Genomic DNA, 20727 nt, shown 5'->3' on the forward strand with positions numbered 1-20727 from the left:
ACACTTATCCCATCTCAGGAACCTTGTTTCGGCTTTCTTCGACGCCTGCGGGCCAGCAAGTATTCGCTAAAGAATTTTCCAATCCACTAGCAGCAGACATCATCTTAGTGTAGTAATTGTCGGGGCGATAACACTGCCCACCACAAAGAGGAAGGTCTCGCACATGATAGGCGCATGCCTCTTGTTAATTGGATTCGATCTGCTCGGAGAGTTTATTCAAAAGCAGTTGGCCATCCCCTTCCCGGGTTCCCTCATCGGTCTTTTCTTACTCACTGGCCTTCTTCTTATACGGCCAGCGATTATTCGACCGAAAGTACAAAATTTCGCCCGGTTCTGCACATCGCAGATGGCTTTGTTTTTCGTCCCTGCAGGCTGCGGAATCATCATCAAAGCAGGGGAAATCAAGTCGAACTGGATTCCGATCTCTGCCGCTCTCATCGGTTCGACGGTTGTCAGCCTATTTGTAACCGCATGGGTTATGCAGATTCTCGACACACTCATGAGGCATTCGCATCAAACTCGTATCGGGAGTTCGCATTAATTCATGGATCACCTACTTTTTGTATCTTTAGGCGAATACCTGGGAAGAGTTCTGTTCGGCCTGCCGTTAACAATAGGCGCATACTGGCTCGCGCTCAGAATTCAACGAAGCCTTCGTGGACATCCCGCTGCCAATCCGGTCTTGATCGCGATCATTCTGATTGCCGCCGTCCTGCATCTTACGAAGATCTCTTATGAACAATATTTCTCTGGAGCAAAGCTGATTCACCTTTGCCTTGGGCCGGTTACCGTGGGTCTAGCCATTCCACTCGCGGCAAGTCTGCGAAAGATGCGTAACCGGCTTTTCAGTGTTGTTCCAGCCATTGCTGCGGGCTCGTTTGCATCGGCAGCACTGGGCCTCTGGATCGTACGGTTATGCCATGGAAGCGGGTTAGTTGCTCATTCCATGGCACCCAAAGCAGCGACGACTCCAATCGCAATCGGTATTGCACAGGGTATAGGAGGGGAACCGTCACTAACTGCAACATTTGCGATCCTTGCTGGAATCTTAGTGGCAGCTACGGTTGATCATCTGCTTAGGCAGATACATGGAAAGGATTGGCCGGCCTTCGGCCTTGCGGCAGGAACGGCAGGAAGTGGTATAGGAACGGCGCGAGCTTTTCAATTAAGCGAAATGGCTGGAGGCTTTGCCGGTTTGGCTCTTGGCATCAATGGATTCGTAACAGCGCTACTTGTACCGCTGCTAGTACATATTGAGAAGCTTCGCTTCTAGAACAATATCGACCCGTATCAGCATACAAATGGCGGCGTGACTGAAGTTACACCGGCTCTGTCTAGAGTTTCTACATTTGAGAGAGAGTAGCCAGGGTTAGCGACCTGCCCCTTCTACGTTTTGAGGAGCAATCAAGGGGATAACCTCGGGAAACAGTCTAGGGAACCTCTGAAAAACATTGAGTTATTAAGTAGCGGGCTAAGTTTTTAACATAACCAACCCAAAGCAGCGTTTTCTGCGGTGATTCCTCTTCTCGTTTTTGTTCACTGGAGGTGCACAAGACCTCCAGTGGACACACTACGCCCCTTGAGGGGCAAGCCGCTGGTTGATCTTCGCCAACCGTTTACGGTTCTGATAAAGATTGACCAGGGCAAAGGCAGCACACAACCATTCGTGGTTCTTCTTTAAGCCACGATAACGAACTTTCACCAAGCCGAAGATACGTTTGAGGATACGGAAGGGCCATTCTACCTTGGCTCGCACCCGCGATTTGCTCCGATTCCTGCGCTTTTGCTCTTCGTCCACACCCGCCTTGGTTTTCACCCGCCGCGAGGTCATGTCTTGTGCTCCCGGTGCGGCTTGGTGAATCTTATCGCTCTGTCCTTGATAGCCCGCGTCTCCCCAGACTTTCTTCTCCTCCCCGTGCAATAAGTCCCCCAGCATATGCACATCGGAGACCGAAGCCGCTGTCGTACAAAGCGAATGCACGATGCCCGCTTTCGCATCCACCCCGATATGGGCTTTGATTCCGAAGTACCACTGATTTCCCTTCTTGGTCTGATGCATCTCCGGATCGCGCTCTTTCTTCTCGTTCTTCGTCGAGGTCGGTGCGTGAATAATCGTCGCATCCACGATGGTGCCGGTGCTGATACGAATGCCTTTGCTCTCCAGATACAGGTTCACCGTATCCAGCATCTGCCCGCACAGTTGATGGGCTTCCAATAAGTGGCGGAAGTTGAGAATCGTGGTTTCATCCGGCGCCGGCGCTCGGCCCAGATCAATTCCGGCGAAGCGGCGCATCACTGCCGATTCATAGAGCGCGTCTTCCACTGCTGGATCCGACAGAGCAAACCACTGCTGCAAAAAGTAGACCCGCAGCATGATCCCAAGACCCACAGGTTTGCGCCCTTGTTCTCCCTTCGAATAATACGGTGCAACCAGTCTCAGCAGTTCGCTCCATGGCATCGCCGCCTCCATCTCTTCCAGAAACTGTTCCCGCCGTGTCTTCTTCGCATAACGTTGGAACTCTGCTTGATGGGCCAATGTCATCTGTTGCATCCGTGATCTTCTCCCCTCTTTCACTTTATCCGCTCCATTCCTGGTTCGGCTAGTTTTTCAGAGGTTCCCTAGAAGCTGCGATATTGGTTTGTGTCAGGGCTGGACTTCAGTCCAGCCGCAGTAATTCTTTTGATAGACATTCTCGGTAACAGATGCAGCGGGAGGTGGGGCGATGCGAACAGTTGCAAGACTCTACCGGGTAGTCTTGGAGGTTAGGAAGCAATGACAAAACGAGTGGATCGGTATAGGTTCAATGCTTTTGCACCTTTCTTTAACATTCGTTACCGAGAATGTTTCACCCCACAAAAGAAGACAGCTTTCGGTAGGCCTGAAGGCCTACCCTGACACAACACAAGGGCCAATTCGCTTCTAAAATTCTGGTCATATTCGAGATTTTCTGCAATTATCAGCTCTGAGAATGTACAAACTCTAGAGACGATATGACTGAAGTCATACCGCCTCTGTGTAACTAGTCAGTGGTGGAACAATCACAGCTCCTGGCTGTCACGATTACGCAAAATCGCTATAAGCAGAAGTGGTGAGAAACTCTTGAAAATCCTCAGTGCACAGCTTTGTCAGCAGCTCTGAAGCTCGATTGAACTTTGTAGCACCATATGCTTCAGTGCCGATTGAATTCTTAATATCCTGGAGTACCTCGGATAGGGTCCGGGCATACAACTCATAAGTAATTGTTTGCCCGTCGTCAAAGCGTGCTCCATAACGAATCCACTGCCAGAGCTGAGCACGAGAAATCTCCGCTGTAGCCGCATCTTCCATCAGATTATAGATGGGCACACAGCCATTTCCACGCAGCCATGACTCAATGTATTGCAGGGCAACGTCGATATTGCGGCGGAATCCGGCTCGTGTGATTCGCCCCTTTGGAAGTTCAAGGAGATTTGCTTCCGTGATAGGAGAGCGAGAGTTCTCTGGCATGCGAATCTGATTTTTCCCTTTCATATGCTCATCAAATACAGCACGAGCCACAGGAATCAAGCCAGGATGCGCCACCCACGTACCATCGTGTCCGGCACGTACCTCCCGTAATTTATCCTGGCGAACGCTTTCCAGCGCCTTCTCATTCGCTTGTGCATCGTTACGAATTGGGATTTGAGCTGCCATTCCGCCCATGGCATGGATTCCCCGTTTATGGCACGTATGAATAAGCAACTCGACATAGGAGCGAAGAAATGGCTGTAGCATCGTGACATCTCCACGCTCGGGTAATGTGTAATCGGGATGGTTCCTGAACTTCTTAATGAAGCTGAAGATATAGTCCCAGCGGCCGCAATTAAGGCCTGCAGAATGATCGCGCAGTTCGTACAAGATTTCGTCCATCTCGAAAGCTGCCGTAATGGTTTCGATCAAGACGGTCGCGCGTATAGTTCCCTTGGAAATGCCAACGTATTCCTGTGCAAAGACAAACACATCGTTCCAGAGCCGTGCTTCTTGATGACTCTCCAGTTTTGGTAGATAGAAATAGGGCGCTGTACCGCGATCAAGGAGAATCTGGAAATTGTGAAAGAAGTAAAGTCCAAAATCGAAGAGCGACGCTGAAATAGACGCCCCTTTGACGGGGAAATGCTTCTCTTCCATATGCCAGCCACGAGGCCGCACAAAGAGGACCGCTGGACTCGTACCAAGTTCATACTGTTTCCCTTCCGTGGAACGATAGCTGATGGTACGAAGATTCGCATCGCGAAGATTGCGTTGCCCTTCGACGCAGTTATCCCAGGTCGGAGCATTTGCATCTTCAAAGTCGGCCATGAATACATTTGCACCGGAGTTCAGTGCATTGATTACCATCTTTCGCTCCACGGGCCCAGTGATCTCCACCCGCCTATCCAAAAGATCTTCAGGAATTGGAGCGACCTTCCACTCTGCCTCGCGGATAGAAAGCGTATCTTTCCGGAAAGCTGGTAACTGACCGTGATCGAACTCCCACTGCCGCCGCTCCCGCTCCTTCAGCAAATTGCGTCTGCGCGCATCGAAGCGGCGATCCAGTGCGTACAGGAATTCCACTGCATCCGAAGTTAAGATTTCTCCTTCAGCTTTCGAGAAGGAGTGCGGTATCTGCAATACAGCCATATTCATATCAATCTCGTTTCTGAAATAGGGATTTGCGCATTTTCTTAATGCGGTGAACTTTTGACGCCCCGCAGGTGCAGCTTTGCTTGGCAGAAAACCTATGTAAGCTTTTGTGGCGTCGATCTGCACCTTTGCGGGAAACGTCTTAGCACTGCAATTGCGGCTGATCCGGGAGGGGCACGGCTGAAGCTGTGCCCTCCAAACTTTACTTCCCAATTTCGACCGTAGAACTAGTCGATATCGTCCGCACATTTATGCAGAGGTCGCCATCGTCGGGATATTGCCATTCTGCCCAACAGAGGCGTCCTCAAACTGTTCTTCTTCCGTGGAACCGGGAAGGCTGCGAATCGAGGTCTGTCCGGAAGCAATTACGGTAGCCAACTCATCGAAATAGCCGGTGCCGACGAAGCGCTGATGTTTGACAGCCGAATAGCCATACTTTTCAGCCATCTCAAATTCGTGTTGCTGAAGATTGGCATAGGCCGACATCCCCGACTTGGCATATTGAGAAGCGAGTTCAAATATGGAAAGGTTCAGGGCATGGAATCCTGCCAGAGTGACAAATTGGAAGCGGTAACCCATCTCTGCCAGTTCCCGCTGGAATTGTGAGATCTCCCAGGCATTCAGCTTTGATTTCCAATGGAAAGAAGGCGAGCAATTGTAGGCCAACAGCTTACCCGGAAACTCATTGTGAATTGCCTCTGCAAATCTTCTGGCTTCTTCGATATTCGGCTCTGACGTTTCGCACCAGATCATGTCGGCATACGGGGCATAGGCAAGACCTCGCGAAATGGCTGCATCCAGACCACCCCTGAAGGTGTAGAAACCCTCGATTGTCCGGCTACCGGTCAAGAATGGCTCGTCCGTGGAATCGCAATTTGACGTAATCAATTGGGCGGCATTCGCATCCGTACGTGCAATCAGCACAGTTGGAACACCTAAAGTATCGGCTGCCAAACGGGCGGCAATTAGTTTTTGGACAGCTTCGCGTGTGGGAACCAGGACCTTACCTCCCATGTGGCCGCACTTCTTGGCCGAGGAGAGTTGATCTTCGAAGTGGACCGCTGCGGCCCCGGCCTCAATCATTCCCTTCATTAGCTCAAAGGCGTTTAGAACGCCGCCAAAGCCTGCCTCGGCATCGGCGACAATGGGCAGCATCCAATCGACCGAATTATGCCCTTCCGAATGAGCTATCTGGTCGGCCCGCATCAGCGAATTATTGATGGAACGAACGACGTTTGGCACACTGTTAGCCGGATAGAGACTCTGATCCGGATACATCTGCCCACCCAAGTTGGCATCGGCTGCAACCTGCCAACCGCTAAGGTAAATGGCTTTAAGACCTGCCTGGGCCATCTCCACGGCCTGATTTCCAGTTAGCGCGCCCAGTGCCGGGATATAGCTCTCTTCGTGGAGTAATCGCCAGAACTTCTCCGCGCCGGCACGGGCAAGCGAGTACTCAATGCGAACCGTCCCACGCAGGCGCTCGACATCTTCGTGCGTGTAGGTACGGGTTATTCCTTCCCAACGTGAAGTATTCCAGCCGTTAATGCTCGAAACCGGTTTATCACTCATCTCCCTGCTCCTCAGTTAGTCAGACTCTGACCCTAATCGACTCTGATGTGCATCATGGCCAGCTACGCATAGACCGGCAAGATGGGGTGATCCATTTCGGACGAGTGGACGACTTTTCATTCTTGGCGTAATAATCTGCACGATATGTAGTAATACTTCCTGTCGTGATTCAATTCGTGTGAGGAGTCCCCATGTATCCCTTCGCCGTAGAACCCACGCCACCTGTCCAAGAGGACTCCCGATCGACCGGATTGAACCACCGAGCTAGAGGTGGTTGGAAGATGGCTCTCAACGAGCACCTTGTCGCAGAGTTAGGTCGTGCACTTAAGCAGCGCCATGTGGCAGAAGGTATGTCGATGCTGGATCGGGCAGCAGCCGATCTGGTAACGATGGAACCAACAACACCCTTCGCGCCCCGTATGTTGCTGCTCGTCGCTCAATGGGTTGATGTGGGCTACAAAGATCACTCTTTGCTTGATTCCCTGCTCCTTCAATTTCCGAAGAAACAATGCAGCAAGCTACCCTTCGATGACTATCTTCGTATTCGGATGGTCGAGGCCTTTCGCGCGCTTTCTGTTGAGGATGTGGACACTGCTATCGGGATCCTGGAGTTCGTTGTAAAAGCCGAACAGGAGTTGGAAGATAACGAATTGCTTGCCATAGCTTACTTCTGGAAGGCCCGCGCCCATCGCAAAAAAGGCGAGTACAAGATAGCACTCGATGATATCGTCCGGGCGCGGGAATTTGCACAGAAGCAGCATGGGGAGGGCAAGCTAACCGCAGTCATCCAGATTCAGGAAAGCTGGCTGCTCTTCCAGAAGGGACTCTGCAAAGAAGCCATGCATCTGCTGGCACATGCTGAAGCAGTGCTGAAAACAACAGATCATTACCTGGCGCTTGGCAATATCGAATCTGCTCGCGGACGGATCGTACGCCGAGCGGGAGAATATACAAAGGCACTGGAGCACTTCGACCGGGCGATTGCAATCTACTCGAAGAGTAATTCGCACCACCGGAATCTCGCCCGCGCACTGGTGAACTCTGCCTATGTGAAACGTTTGCTGGCTTTGCAATTGAGAAAGAAGATCGATGCCCGGGCACGTCAGCCGGAACGAAACGGTTCCGCCCATGACATGAAAACACGTTCCATCGATCACTCCGCCTTGCGTGCACGCTATCTCGAAATATCCAATGAGGCCATCGACCAGCTGAAACAAGCCAGAGAGATTTATGAGATACATGGTCACGCTAGCGGAATCGGCGCGGTACTGTTCAATGCCGGTTACATCCATCTCGATAGTGGCGACATCGATAAAGCTGCCAGTGAAGCCTGCGAGGCTTATCAAGTCGGAGCAGAGAGAGGCGATCCGATTCTGATGGCAAGAGCTAGAATCCTACAGGCTGTCACCGAAAACGTAAGGGTAGAAGAGCAGGTAGGGGAAGATATCGACACCGCTGTTCATGCCAACAAAGCAAAGCAGTTCTGCGAAGAAGCTCTATCGCTCGCACAACACACACAGAATCGGCGGCTCTTGGCCGGATCTTATATCGTCAGCGGAATGACTGCTGCTAACGAATTTTTTCAGGATTGGGAACTGGCAAAGCGATGTGCCAGCGAAGCTTCGAGCCTGATCGATCCAACGGAAAACGATCATCTGGTCGATGACCTCGTCTCACTCAAATCGCAGATCGTGAGAGCCTCGGGAATCAACGATACACTCCGCGTCTGGTCCGAGGGGTTACTGGGGGATAAGACATTTCAGCAGGTAACGGAGGAGTTTGCAGAAATTGTCATCCCAAAGGTTTGGATGCGAGAGGGGAAGAAGGTCACGCGAGTTGCAGAAGCCCTTTCTATTTCGCCGAAGAAGGTGCGACGAATTCTGAGAAATGCAGGCTTTCTCTCACGCGACTGAAGTATATAGAGCCTGACTCAACGGGCACTGCGACTCGCTCGCAAGTTAGATGGGCGGTGTGTGCTCTGCGTACTGGACAAAGTCAACAGGACATCGTGTTTCCCGGTTAGAGAGGGAGGAATCACGGGATCTTTTTGGAGAATGCCGTCGAGAACAAATCGAAGAACTTTATCTCCACTTCCGTTGATGGTAATGTCCAGTTCGGCCTGACGATAGTGCAGGCCATGTAAGACAACAGAGCGTAAGCCGAGGCTTACAGGCACAGTTGGCCGCAGACGAATACCTTCCTGACCGAATTGCATACCAAAGAGCCCCAGATATACCATCCGGAGATATCCGGTTGCAGACCAGGTCTGGTGGCGAACAGAGTCCCAGGTCTTATTTACCTGTAGGCCGCCATAGGGCTCCCCGCTGTAGGGATGATAAATCTCTCGAAAATCTTTCGAGCGCAAAGCCAGCTTCGTAGCTGCCTGATATTCCTTCGCAAATACTGACGATTCGCCCACCGACGCTGCAGCTGTTGCCCAGAAGCCATTAATGAAGGGCCAGATTGTCCCATTATGCCGGCCAAAGGTTTTGCGAGTTGGATCCAGGTATCTGCTATATGGCTCCCAAGTGCAGGCGACGCCCCAAGGCGTAACATACGCATTCTCAAATAGCAGATGCGCTTGCTTTGCATCGGGTATTCGGAATAGCACAGCAAGCGCCTCACCCAACGCCTCTTGCGTCAGATCGATCTTTCCATCGCCGCTGCGAAAGTAGGCAAAGCGATTCTTGCCTGGAATCCACAGCGTATGCAGGATAGCCCCGCGAAGATCCGCTGCCTGCTTTTCAAGATTTGCCGTTTCCGTCGAAACAACATTCAACCGATGCCCCATTACAGCAGCTGCACTATACGCCCCATAGTAGACGACATTTGTGCTAAGCACCTCCAGATCTGCGGCCTCGGTATAGTCCAGAACATTATCTCCGTGCTTATCGTTAAAGGGCGGATCCGGATATGCTGCCACGCCGTCACCATACACGGCAGGCCCCCGGTACAATCCAGTTTTGGGATCATACTGATTTGTATGCATGACCGAGAGTGTTCGCAGAGCAACGTCATAGGCGCTCTTCAGAAACTCCATATCGCCTGTTACCTGTACATAGTGATTGGCCGCAATAATCCAGATCACCTTATCCCAGTACTGTCCTCCAACGATTGGTCCGTCCGAAGTAAGCTCAACTTCATGCCAAAGGGTACGTTTGGCAATTTCAGGGATCAGCAAAGACGCTGCATTCCAACTGTTGATGGAAGAATCCCGAGTCCAGGTACCGTACCCCTCCCCAGCTTCAAGCAATCCGTGCCGAAGGTTATACTCCATTACTCGCAGGGCAAGTTGATAAGCTTCTGAGAACTCCGCAACGGGAACTCCACTTGTCTCGAGAATCGGAGCAGAGATCCAGCGATCCGCATCAGTCGATAAGGATTGGGCCCAGGACGGCATTCCCAGCGTAAAGCTGGCGTTCAACTCCGCATTTGCGGAATGACCTACAAACACCGTGTAGGGACCGGGTTCGACTGCCCACTGCTGCTTCAGGTTCCATATAGCAAGGTCCTGCTGTTGGACCCTGAAAGTCACGGTCTTGCTCTCTGCTGGGAGAAGGTGGACTCGCTGAAAACCTTTCAGTTCCCTGTCCGGAGTTTCCACGCTACTCACATTGCGATGGATGTAGAGCTGTGCAACTTCGTCACCAGCAATCTTTCCAGAATTGGTTACAGTCACTGACACAGTCAGGTCGTCTTTCGTTCCTGGCTCCGGAACCTTAACGGTCAACCCCGAATAATCGAAGGTCGTGTAGCTCAGCCCGAAACCAAGAGGAAACAGACCGTCGATCTTCTTATTGTTATGGGCACTCTCCTGTACCTGTGAACTCTTACTGGCCTCGCTCTCCAGGTTCGGAATAGTAATAGGCAATCTTCCCGACGGATTATTCACCCCAAACAAGGTTGCTGCTACCGCCTGATCTATCTCCGGTCCACCTGTCCAGGTCTCGAGAATTGCAGGAACGCTCTTTGCCAACCAGCTCAGATCAGGCAAGCGCTTATCCCGCAAGACAAGAATCGTATTGTGGTTTGCTTCAGCAACCAATTTCAGGAGATTCTGTCTTGTTTGTAGGACTTGTCTGTTATCCGTCGCCTCAGAGGTATCTTGAACCACCCACACAACAGCATCGGCGCTCCTGACATTGGGAAGAAGAGTCTCGCCTTTGCCCTCTATATCGCAATCAACGGTTGTTGCAGGAGAGAGTTGGCGAAGCCTTTCTGCGAATCCGCCAGAGGATGAGGTCGCACTATTACCCGAAGGAGAAGAGGAACAGTCAACTGATTCAATTACCTCGATTCGCTTGATAGTCCGAGGTAGAGGAAGCAGCTGGTTCTGATTCCGAAGCAGGGTGACAGACTGCATCGCCGTCTCGAGCGCAATATTCGCTTCCGGAGAAGCGGTTTCCAGGCTCGCCGCAGAAAGAGATGCTGCTTCGTCAAACAGTCCCAAGCGGAACTTGGTTCGTAGGACGTTCGCCACAGCACGATCAAGCGTGCCCATGGAGACAACGCCATTCCGCACGCAGTCGATTACAGAACTCGCAAGCGCTCCATCCCCATAGTCGCTGAACTGCATATCGACGCCGGAGTTGAGCGCAAGACATACTGCGCCTCGGCCATCTAGCGTGACCCGTTGAACTTCCTGGAGACGGCGTACAGAGCCTGGGGAAGCCATCACAATTCCGTCGAACTTCCACTCATCACGAAGGACGTTCTTAAGAAGCCAGGAATTGCTATCGATGGGAACACCATCGATTTCTCCCGGAGCTGTCATAATTCCCAGCGGCCCCCCCTGACGAACAATCAGTTCAAAGGGCTTCAGGATGTTCATGCGGAGAGCGCGCTCGCCAATCTGCAGGGAGCGCAGTCCCTGTTCTTGAACTCCTTCTGCTGCAAGATATTTGGGAACGGCAGCAACGGATTGTCCCAACCTGCCTGAATCCCATTGCAATCCCCTGACATAAGCAAGACCGATCTGACCGGTTAACCAACGCTCCTCTCCAAAGCTTTGATCGATAGAAGACTTTTGTGGATCGGAGGCTAGCCCCAAGAAGGGGAAAAGGACTGTATTCTTTCCCAGCTTGCGCTGCTGTTCGGTAAAGGCGACGCCTGCCTTCCTGGCTAGATCTATATTCCAAGTCGCACTGAGATTGATAGGGGCAATCCTGCGAGGTATACCGGAGATGCCCAATTCATTGTTCTCCTCGGGATCAATCACCAACGGAGGAATACCAAGCCGGGACTGCTTTGTAATCCATGCCCCAATTTGATTTGTTCGTAGCGCCTGTGAATCTGTTTGAGTAATTGCCCCTATTCCAAAAGATGTCCGGGATGGAACATCTTTTTTATCGCTCGCCCCTGATTGACTAAGCAATGCAGCTGGAATGGAAGTTGGCGATACAATCCCAAGTTGATAGGCCTTCTCCTCAAGGCTCATACGATCCAGCAGATCTTGGACGCGTTGCTCAAGCGGAGCCTTGCTCTGACGATAGAGAGGAACCGATTCCGCAGGAGAAACCGCTTGCGCACACCCAATGCGTGAAGCGGAAATAGTCATAATCATAGTTAGGATGAGCAGCGCTGTAGCCCGAAAGCGTTTACTACCTGGAACACGGTATACGGAACTGCACCCCATACGGCAGATGCTCGACCCACGCACCTCGCCTAATCGTTCAGACGCAAAAAGCACATTAGCTCGTTTCCAGGCTGCTAACAATAAGTAGCAAAAAATGATCAAATACATGTAGAGGCCTTAGCGTTTTCTCAACTCGACTCGGTTAACAGCAGCTCTAGAAGGTTGGAGGTTCATAGGTATCCAACACCTTTCCATCGCTCTTTCTCAAAAGGATTAGTTTTGCGCGTTGCGGCGAAAGCCTGAATCTTATCTTTGCGCCGGTGATCCGGTCCTGCAAATCTATGTTTTCGTTCTGTGTCGATTCGGAGACGAAGAGGTACAGCACCGAATCCGCGAATATTACGGGACGAATGAGGACTGTAGGGGAACCATCCTGCCCCGCAAATGGTGCCTCAATTTTTAGTATTTCTAAAACCGTCTTGTACGTTTCATAAGTGGGTTGAGGAGACTCGGCCAACTCGACAGGATAGGCAACGATAAAGATATTCCCCCTGCCTCGTGAAATTTTGATGAAGGTAGATGCATCTGCAAATCGCAGAGCCTCTGCACGCTGCTGAATTCCTAGCGGGAAGCCAACATCGATACGCCCCCCTCCCAGATTTATTCCAGCGCCACGGAAGTTCAACGATTCCGCGGTGGCACTGACTCCAAGCTCCTGTAAACGATTGAGTCTCTGCCAATGCTCATCGCGCTCAACCGGTCCGGTAATAAGCAAGTTGCCGCCTTGTTCGACATAGGCGAGCAGAGAACGCCAGGTCTTTTCCTGCAATGCCTGTGGAGAGGGCAACACCACCAACTTGCTTCCCAGAATGTCCTCAACATTATTTTCTGCAACCATCCTCGCCGGTATATGGCATTGATAGTTCATCACACGAACAGCGCGGTTCTGGGCATTCGTCGCGATATCGTTCATAGCAGAATACTGCAATGCCTGAGAGGTGAGAATCACAACATCCTCAAGCTTCGGCTGACGGAAATGATCCCGGGTATTTGCAGCAAAGTGGGCAAAGGATTCCATCACCTGCTTCTCCGGCCTTTCAGTTCGGTCGGGACGAATTACTCCGATTGTTACCTCCTGCTGAGAACGCATCAACGCATTAATATTCCACAACCACTCGATGGCTCCGGCTCCCGTTCCTAACGCGATACCTATTTTGCGTTCGACAAGCGCTGCTTCATTCTCCGGAGTACGGCGAGGCCGCCCGTCGGCATCGTATTCGTTTTGTACACCAGTCTCCTGCACTAACATTGGACGGTCTTTTTGCTTGGCGGCCAGCGAATCCCATAACATGCCATCGTAGAGCCACCAGGTATGAACCGTGGTAAAGTCCACCTCACTACCGAAGTGGGCTGGAGCAGGAGAAGTCAGCCCCCCGCCCTCATCCTGTCCTACCGTAACGAGTTGGTTGCTTCCTGTTCCACGAATCGCTGTACGCAAGACTCTGGTCCAATTTGCAAATTTATCCTGAGTAAACAGATCGAAATCGTAAACACTCAGCGGTGTTGTACCATCATTTGCTCCCTGCAAAGAGAAGTCTCGTTCTGCGGGAACAGAAATATCGCCGGGAGTCAGAACCGTCTTCCACGCCGACTCAACCTGCTCACGAGAACCATAACGCTTCAGCAACCATTCGTTCCACTGGCGTTGCTCCTCGGCATCGCCATTTGGTCTTGTGTTCCAAAAGCGTCGGGGATTATCGAAGCTAGGCTCATTGATGAGATCCCACATCAGGAATGGAACATCTCTAAATCTGGAAACGACCGATGTTACAAATGCTTGCTCGCGCCGCAGTGCTTCCGGATCCAGATAAGGATTGCCACCTCCAAAAACATCTGGCATGAAGGCAAAGAAGTTCCACTGTACAGGTAGTTCATGTTTACGAGCTGTCATCAGGAAGGCTTCCATCGTACGGGCAGTCCGCTCTGTAATGATGCCGGTATTCCCTGTTATCTGATCCCAATCCGTCCACCAGCCGCTACGTAACATATTCAATCCCGAAGCGGCAATCTGCTCCATGTCCTGGTCCCAGACATAAGGATTGGGATAACGAAAATAGAGGCGTTGTGCATCGCTAGCCATATAGGTAGTACCAACAACCGGAAGTTGTCGCCCATTCACCTGAAAGAAGTCATGATCCAGCGTAACCTTGGGACCGGCGTTTAAATACTTTCGATCACGCAGCCAAAAACCGGTATGCGTTATTCCGCACGGCTCCTGTCCGCAAAGCAAGTGCGCCGTCACCCTCCGAAATCCCGGTCCCGACCCTGCATCCATCAAAACCGCTGCAGTAAGAGGATTGAGCTTCCCGTCCAGGTCAAACTTCTTGGAGCTCTCGATCTTCCCATCTTTTTCAACAGCAATATCTATCTGTGTAGGAAAACGTGGATGCCATCTCGATTCCTGTATTTCAAGCTGGAACACCCAAGGTTCGCCGGGCAGGAAAAGAGGATACGTGGGCATTAGACGGAAATTCTCCGCACCATGCGACGCCTGTTCAGCAAGACCCCGTAGCAGGTTGGCAGCATTACGATAGAAGTCGTCAGCAGGTTCGCAGTTCAACATAATCCATCGCCCGCCGACAAAGCTGTGACGATAGTGATCGATTTGTATTACGGGAGCAGAGAGAAGACGATTCTGCCTTTTGCCCCACACCAGAGTGCTCAGCTGCGAATCGGGAGTACCGCTGGCTCCATCGCGATTTGCCGTCTCTTCATTACTGAGCCGGACAACAAGACTGAAAGCTTGCTTCCACTGGAAGCCCGGCAGCTCGGCGCGAACTGCATCCAGATTCGTAATCTGCTGTAGTCCAGAAGAACCCGCAGTTGGCTGGTAATCGTTGATCAGAAGCTGGCGTGCAAAAGCATAGGTCTCAGGCAGAACCTTCCATTTACCTCCATCACGATATATCGGACGAGTAAACGGTCTGCCGCCGATGGTGAGAAGATTGCCTCCGTGCTGCAGGAATTGATAGATGGCGTTCCAATCATGCTCAGGAAAGGCCGAGCCATAGGGCAGGATCAGGAGGTCTACTGTCGCATCCTCCAGCGAAGCAGGCAATTCCGCTGCTGAAGCTAACTGCACCTCTGGGAAGGAATCTCGTAAGACAGCGGCGGTGATTGGTGGTGCATCAATGGCAGGAATATCACTCTCGTAAAGCGCAACACTCTTTGCGAATGCCCGGGTAGTCAAGATCGAGAGAACCATCAAACTCGTAAATACAAATCTACGAGAAAACAAGCACATGTAAACCTCTTCAGAGATAATGTACCGCCGGTCTCCAGGCCGGCTGTCGTGGTGGCGTCCTCGCCGCCACATACTAAAGCTGATAAAGCGCAGACGAGCCAACCGTGCACAACAACTTCATCGAAATGTAATACATGGTTTCTTCTTCCTCCAGCATCCGTGCAATAAAGATACATCCATGGTGGAGGGCGGGGACGCCCTCCACGACAGCCGGCCTGGAGACCAGCGGTGCATCTTCCAATCAGAAGTTGTACTTTACGGCCAGTTCAACAAGGCGATTACCAACTTTATAGGCCGGTTTTCCTGTTGTCTGTGCGTTTGTATTTGTCTGACTCAAGGTCTGTTTATTGGTTAATGGATCTGTCGTAATAAAGTTAAGCCGAATATCGCTGTTGCTTCCATTGGCGTTGAACTGCGGCAGCGGATGATTCAGGAAGTTAAAGCCAGAAAGCCGGAACTGAATCGTCTGCCCTTCTGACACTTTGAAGTTTTTGAAAACAGACAAGTCGCTATTTGTATAGGCAGGAGCCTTAATATACGGCCAGATCACTGTCCCTTGAGTACCCGGATCTGGCGGAGCAAAACACGCGGGATTGAAGCGCATTCCGTCGTGAAGGCCCATTCGAGGATCACAGGTCACTTTGGGTTGCAGCTGAATAGCGTCTGTTCCCAGATACGTACGATTGCTTACGTTGCTAGGAAACTGAGCATTCAGGTTTCCTCCCGCATTTGGCTGGATCGGGGCACCACTTTGCCAGGATGTCGCGCCGGAAAGCTCCCACCCATTTACAGCACCACGGAGAAAGAGATTTCCATGTACTGGGCTGGGAAGATTGATAACATACGCGACATTAAAGATATGGGTGTGGTCATAGGCCAGCACTCCATAATTTTTGTCCATATTGAAGAGATCGATTACCGTTCCGTTTCCGGGTCCATTATCGGATTGCCCGTCGCGAACACCAAGGACCTTGCCCCAGGCGTAGTTACTCATGAAGGTAACCGGCCCGGTCTGCTTGTAACACGCCAACTGCAGGCCGTTGTAGTTGGAATAGCTTCCGTGACGAACAATAGTCAGTGTCTGATAGTTTTGGTAGGGCTTGTAATCGTTCACATTGACATTGCCACCCGGATCAGGTGCGGCTCCGGTAATTGGGTCCGATTTGTAAAGCCCTCCTAGGGGAACGAGATTAATGTTTGCCAGCGCCCCATCAATGAGCAGGTTCTGGCTCTGATTGCCGACATAGGAGATCTCAAACACGGAACGCCACGGCAAAGCCTGGGATACTGTCAGGTTGTAATTTTCCGTTCGAGGCATGCGGCCTTCGCCTTTTTGCAGCGCGGTAACACTTGTTCCATTCTGATTAAGGCTGGAAGGACTAAAGGCAGAAATACCAGTGAATGAGCTAATGCCAATGGGGCTCTTGTACTGATACACACCCATGGCACCTTCGGCAGCATTCGCACTGGAGTCTCCTAACGGATACCTAAATACGGCGAATCCACCGCGAATAATTGTCCTGGCGTTGCCAAAGAGGTCGTATGCAATGGAAGCTCTGGGGTTGTAGTAGAACTGCGATTTGAAGCCGGAGAGAGGAATATTCTTATTAATTCCGTGCCACTCCAATCCAGTATTTGCAGGTGCAGTTGCTGTGTTGTTATAAGTAGCAGGATTAAAGACCTGTGCGCCAGGATTCGGGAAATACCACTGTCCCAGGTGGTCAAAGCGAATGCCATAGTTAATGGTCAGTCGTCGGCTGGCTTTCCATGAGTCCTGCGCGAAAAAGGCGTACTGATGATAGTAGGCATCGTCTACAGCATTCAGATTAGCTTGGGAATATTGCTCTGAATGTCCGATCAGGAAATCGGCAATCGGATTGCCTGTTCCTACGCCGCTCCAGGTGTCAAAGGCATAAAGTCCTTGATAGAAGATGTTCCCGCCGCCACTCGACTGTTCGTTTCCATTCATATCCCAATAGAAACCGAACTTCATCGTGTGAGTGCGGTAGACCTTGGCCAGATTATCTGCGAACGAGGCACTCCGAAGTACCTTCCCAAAGCTTCCGCCGCTAAGAGGTCCATCGAAGGAAGGAGCATAGAAGCCGGGCAGAGATCCGCCCCAGCTAACGATATTCGGAATCTGCGCAGTATTGGCCCCAAAGATCGATCCCCCTGAATATCCAATCGAAGACCGGGTGATCTTTGAAGAATCTGTTGGCTTGTTAGCGTTGGCATAACGCACATAAGAACCAACCATTTCGTTTGTCAGCGTTGGATTGAAGACATGCGTTAGGTTGGCAATAGCTACGTTAGAAGTCGTAGGCGCGACGATCGGGGAAGGATACGGAAGCGAAGAACTGGGTGCCCACCATACTGTAATCGGATGGGTATCTTTTTCATTCTGCCGGATATAGGTTCCCGAAAGCTTTGTATTTTCATTCAGGCTATAGTCGACACGTACATTCGACTCCCAACGATTCACAGGCTGATTATTCAGATAGATATAGTTATTGCCGCCATGTGTCGCAGGATCGACGTTGGGCGTTGGATAAAGTTTCAGCAAAGCCAGAGCATTCGGATCGAAGAAAGACTGGATCTGACCATTAACAATGTTCAGCTTCGCATTGCAGGAATTTGCTCCTCCTGCGCAAGGAACCGTTTTGTCGCCACCGGGTACGGTGGAAGGAAGAGAAGCAAGAGAGGCAGCGCTGAAGTCACCATTGCGCATGCTCTCCGTCGGAACAAAATACTCGTTAAGAGATCCGGCCGGCTTCTGCCGCATATATTCGTAGCCATACCAGAAGAAGAGCTTGTCCCGATTGCGATTGAAGCGAGTAAAAGGAAGGATTACAGGCCCACCGATATTGCCACCCATGTAGTAATAGGAATCGTACGGTTTCTTTAATCCTTGACTCTTCTGGAAGGCATCTTCTGCATTGAAGTCTGCATGTCGGGCATAGGTATACGCCCCGCCATGGAACTTCTGTCCACCACTCTTGCCGAAGGCCTCAAATACAACCGGACCCTTTGCGAACTCGGCGTCGTAAGAGGACATAGCCACCTTCACTTCCGAGGTCATATCCTGGTTGATGTTCGCAACCTGAGTCCCCATGTTGCTGTCGAGCACATTTGCGCCATCTAGCAAATAAGCCATGGCGCCATTTGGCTGGGTACCATTGGCCGAATAAGCACCTACCGGACCAGTATTGGTTCCCACCACCTTGTCAGTAAAACTAGATCCCTGACTAAGTCCGTTGTTCAGTGCCATTCCAGGCATGAACTTGATCAACTCGCCCGCATCGCGTCCAGTGATGGAGAGCTCAGTAACCATATGATTGTTGAGCGTCGCGCTCACGTTTCCAGAATCCAAAGGAATCACGGATTCGGCCACAGAACTGACCTCTACCCGCTCGTTAACCTCTCCGACCTCAAGCTGAATATTCGGTAGAGTCCGGGTTTCGCCCTGGCTAAAGGTAACGCCCGTTGTTACGCGAGTCTTAAAACCGGAGGCCGATACCGAAGCGGCATAGCTTCCGGGTGGGATAGCCGTAATGGTGAAGTATCCCTGGCCATTTGTAATGGTCGTGCGAGTGTCGCCTGAAGCTTCATTTTTCAGATCCACGCGGGCTCCCGCAACGGTGGCCCCGGTTTGATCGTAGACGGTTCCGGATAGTGTGCCCGAGGTCTGACCATTCAGCCAAGACTGCCCCACAAGGAGCAGGAGCACCATCAGCAGAGTACTCCTCCAGAGCACTCGCCATTTCATGCTTCTTAACCTTTTAGTTTTCAACATATTCTCAACCAACTGCCTCCTACAGAACGCTGTTCCTATCTGCTCTACTGCTTTGTTGTTTTGGGTAGAAGATTTCGCCAGCACTTCGGTTGGCGTGCAGAATTTTGTTGCCTTCATATGGAGCCTCGGGTGTATAGGTTCCGCGGCTCCAGTTGTACGGGATCGCTTCGACTGCTTTCCGCAAAGGAGACACTCCGGATAATTCTTCCCGGATCCAGGGGAGGGCATTTTCTCCTTGCGAAGAGACAATCGGCAATTCGACGAGGACACTACGGCCGGAGACATTTTGAGCCTCTGAGGAGAGTCCATTCGCATGTTTGCGACCGCCGGATGACCTGTTCTCATTGCGGTGACCACTAGACGCCCCGACCAAAATCATCGACAAGGGCAGTACAGTATGGTCCAATCCCAAAGTTGAATAAATCGAGTGATTGCAACAACGTACGCAGGGAGGTACAGTACCGGGAATGAGCAGTTTTACGGATTCTGGAAGTGAAAATTCTGAGGCTGGCACCGAGATAACGGATTCCCAAGCTGCCATCAACCAAGCTGGAGTAGGAGATAAGGCGCTGATTCGTCGTGCCTTGAACGACATTCTCCAGAGTCCGCCTTTTCGAACTAGCAAGCAATGCCAACAGCTTCTCCGGTACATCGTCCGGCACAGCATGGCTGGGAATGAAGACCTTCTGCGCGAACGAGTGATCGGCTCGGAGGTATTTGGAAGGAAGCCTGACTACGATACAGCGAATGACCCAATCGTCCGAGCGCGAGTTGCTGAAGTTAGAAAACGGCTCGCCCAGTACTACATCACGGAGAGCCATGGAAACTTTCCGATACGATTCGAGATTCCATCCGGATCTTATCGTGCCCGTTTTGAAGCGCACCAGGAAATGTCGCAAGAAGCACAGGAACAGCCCAAGCCTGTTCCGGAAAGTCAACGTCCAACAACAGACACTGCACCTGCAACCACCAGCTCCACACCAGATAGTCGCACTACTCACCGGAGTCGTCTTTCGAGATTATGGCCTTGGAGCGCTGTGGCGATTCTTGTTCTCGGGTGCATCCTCTTTCTATTGCTGCACCCAATTTACTCCCGGCAGGAAGCGGCTCTGCGCCAGTTCTGGGGTCCTGCGTTGCAAAGCCCCATGCCTATCCTCATATATACGGGGACAAATGTTGTTTATAGATTCACACCGGAGTTCTTAGAAAAATACAGACAGGAACGCCATCTGGAAAATAAGGGGCCTGAGTTCGTTGTCGATTTGAAATCTTTGCCAAGACTAGACCCGAGCGATCTCAGCAGTTCGCCCAATGCATACGTGACAGTTGGAGATGTCTCAGCTTGTGCGTCCATTGTTTCGATGCTAGCTCGGCACAATAAGTCCTATGAGCTGCGTTATGCCGGTGATATCTCCTCTGGAGATCTGCGCTCAGCCCCCACAGTCTTGATCGGAGCCTTTAATAATAACTGGACCCTCAACGTAACAGAGCCCTTGCGCTTTGCCTTCGTTCGTGGAGACACAATCGAAGACCGTCAGGGTAAAAGTAGATCCTGGTCCGTACACCTAAAACCCGATGGATCGACAACCGATGATTACGCAATCGTCACTCGCCTGCTCAACTCAAAAAATGGCAGCATCCTGATGACCGCTGCCGGGATCGGCCAGTACGGCACACAAGCCGCCAGTGAATATTTGAGCAATCCGCAACGGATTGCTGACTTTGCCCAGAAAGCTCCACGCGGCTGGGAGAAGAAAAATATTCAAATCGTTCTACATATAAAAGTCGTAGACGAAATTCCCGAGATCATGGAAACAGCAGCGGTCCACTATTGGTAGTCA

Annotated in this window: 10 protein-coding genes; 4 read left to right on the plus strand and 6 right to left on the minus strand. The window is 51.3% G+C overall.

Annotation, left to right across the window (positions count from 1 at the left end):
* Positions 1 to 163 precede the first annotated feature (163 nt).
* On the plus strand, positions 164 to 541 hold the full coding sequence (locus AC6I7T_RS11375) for a CidA/LrgA family protein (protein WP_497793515.1): 378 nt from the start codon (positions 164 to 166) through the stop codon (positions 539 to 541).
* A 3-nt stretch (positions 542 to 544) separates the two neighbouring features.
* Positions 545 to 1273, plus strand: coding sequence for an LrgB family protein (locus AC6I7T_RS11380; RefSeq protein WP_497793516.1), 729 nt, complete (start codon positions 545 to 547; stop codon positions 1271 to 1273).
* Positions 1274 to 1570: 297 nt separating this feature from the next.
* Here the strand turns inward: AC6I7T_RS11380 and AC6I7T_RS11385 are convergent, their stop codons facing one another.
* From AC6I7T_RS11385 to aceA, 3 genes are all read right to left on the minus strand, one after another.
* Positions 1571 to 2551 carry an IS5 family transposase gene (locus AC6I7T_RS11385; protein ID WP_497793517.1) on the minus strand — a complete coding sequence of 327 codons (981 nt, stop codon included), beginning with the start codon at positions 2549 to 2551 and terminating at the stop codon, positions 1571 to 1573.
* Between the two features lie 510 nt (positions 2552 to 3061).
* The gene (gene aceB, locus AC6I7T_RS11390; RefSeq protein WP_497793518.1) at positions 3062 to 4645 is read right to left on the minus strand and encodes a malate synthase A; all 1584 of its coding nucleotides are present in this window, start codon (positions 4643 to 4645) and stop codon (positions 3062 to 3064) included.
* Between the two features lie 246 nt (positions 4646 to 4891).
* A complete protein-coding gene (gene aceA, locus AC6I7T_RS11395; RefSeq protein WP_497793519.1) occupies positions 4892 to 6214 on the minus strand; it encodes an isocitrate lyase in 1323 nt (440 codons plus the stop codon).
* 281 nt (positions 6215 to 6495) lie between these two features.
* Between aceA and AC6I7T_RS11400 the strand changes: the two genes are divergently transcribed.
* Positions 6496 to 8127 carry a tetratricopeptide repeat protein gene (locus tag AC6I7T_RS11400; protein ID WP_497793520.1) on the plus strand — a complete coding sequence of 544 codons (1632 nt, stop codon included), beginning with the start codon at positions 6496 to 6498 and terminating at the stop codon, positions 8125 to 8127.
* A gap of 17 nt (positions 8128 to 8144) precedes the next feature.
* Here AC6I7T_RS11400 and AC6I7T_RS11405 read toward each other — a convergent pair whose 3' ends face one another.
* The 3 genes from AC6I7T_RS11405 to AC6I7T_RS11415 all read right to left on the minus strand — a co-directional run bounded on the left by AC6I7T_RS11405 (position 8145) and on the right by AC6I7T_RS11415 (position 18859).
* The gene (locus AC6I7T_RS11405; protein ID WP_497793521.1) at positions 8145 to 11903 is read right to left on the minus strand and encodes a glycoside hydrolase family 3 N-terminal domain-containing protein; all 3759 of its coding nucleotides are present in this window, start codon (positions 11901 to 11903) and stop codon (positions 8145 to 8147) included.
* 100 nt (positions 11904 to 12003) lie between these two features.
* Positions 12004 to 15087 carry a hypothetical protein gene (locus tag AC6I7T_RS11410; protein WP_497793522.1) on the minus strand — a complete coding sequence of 1028 codons (3084 nt, stop codon included), beginning with the start codon at positions 15085 to 15087 and terminating at the stop codon, positions 12004 to 12006.
* Positions 15088 to 15334: 247 nt separating this feature from the next.
* Positions 15335 to 18859, minus strand: a complete 3525-nt coding sequence (locus AC6I7T_RS11415) for an outer membrane beta-barrel protein (RefSeq protein ID WP_497793523.1) — start codon at positions 18857 to 18859, stop codon at positions 15335 to 15337.
* A 494-nt stretch (positions 18860 to 19353) separates the two neighbouring features.
* Between AC6I7T_RS11415 and AC6I7T_RS11420 the strand changes: the two genes are divergently transcribed.
* Positions 19354 to 20724, plus strand: a complete 1371-nt coding sequence (locus AC6I7T_RS11420) for a hypothetical protein (protein WP_497793524.1) — start codon at positions 19354 to 19356, stop codon at positions 20722 to 20724.
* Positions 20725 to 20727 lie beyond the last annotated feature (3 nt).

The sequence above is a fragment of the Humiphilus diazotrophicus genome (genome assembly GCF_059726315.1).

What these genes read in the sequence shown, in the direction of transcription:
- AC6I7T_RS11375 (WP_497793515.1), top strand. Translation starts at nt 164, where the DNA reads ATGATAGGCGCATGCCTCTTGTTAATTGGATTCGATCTGCTCGGAGAG.
- AC6I7T_RS11380 (WP_497793516.1), top strand. Translation starts at nt 545, where the DNA reads ATGGATCACCTACTTTTTGTATCTTTAGGCGAATACCTGGGAAGAGTT.
- AC6I7T_RS11385 (WP_497793517.1), bottom strand. Translation starts at nt 2,551, where the DNA reads ATGCAACAGATGACATTGGCCCATCAAGCAGAGTTCCAACGTTATGCG.
- aceB (WP_497793518.1), bottom strand. Translation starts at nt 4,645, where the DNA reads ATGAATATGGCTGTATTGCAGATACCGCACTCCTTCTCGAAAGCTGAA.
- aceA (WP_497793519.1), bottom strand. Translation starts at nt 6,214, where the DNA reads ATGAGTGATAAACCGGTTTCGAGCATTAACGGCTGGAATACTTCACGT.
- AC6I7T_RS11400 (WP_497793520.1), top strand. Translation starts at nt 6,496, where the DNA reads ATGGCTCTCAACGAGCACCTTGTCGCAGAGTTAGGTCGTGCACTTAAG.
- AC6I7T_RS11415 (WP_497793523.1), bottom strand. Translation starts at nt 18,859, where the DNA reads ATGAAATGGCGAGTGCTCTGGAGGAGTACTCTGCTGATGGTGCTCCTG.
- AC6I7T_RS11420 (WP_497793524.1), top strand. Translation starts at nt 19,354, where the DNA reads ATGAGCAGTTTTACGGATTCTGGAAGTGAAAATTCTGAGGCTGGCACC.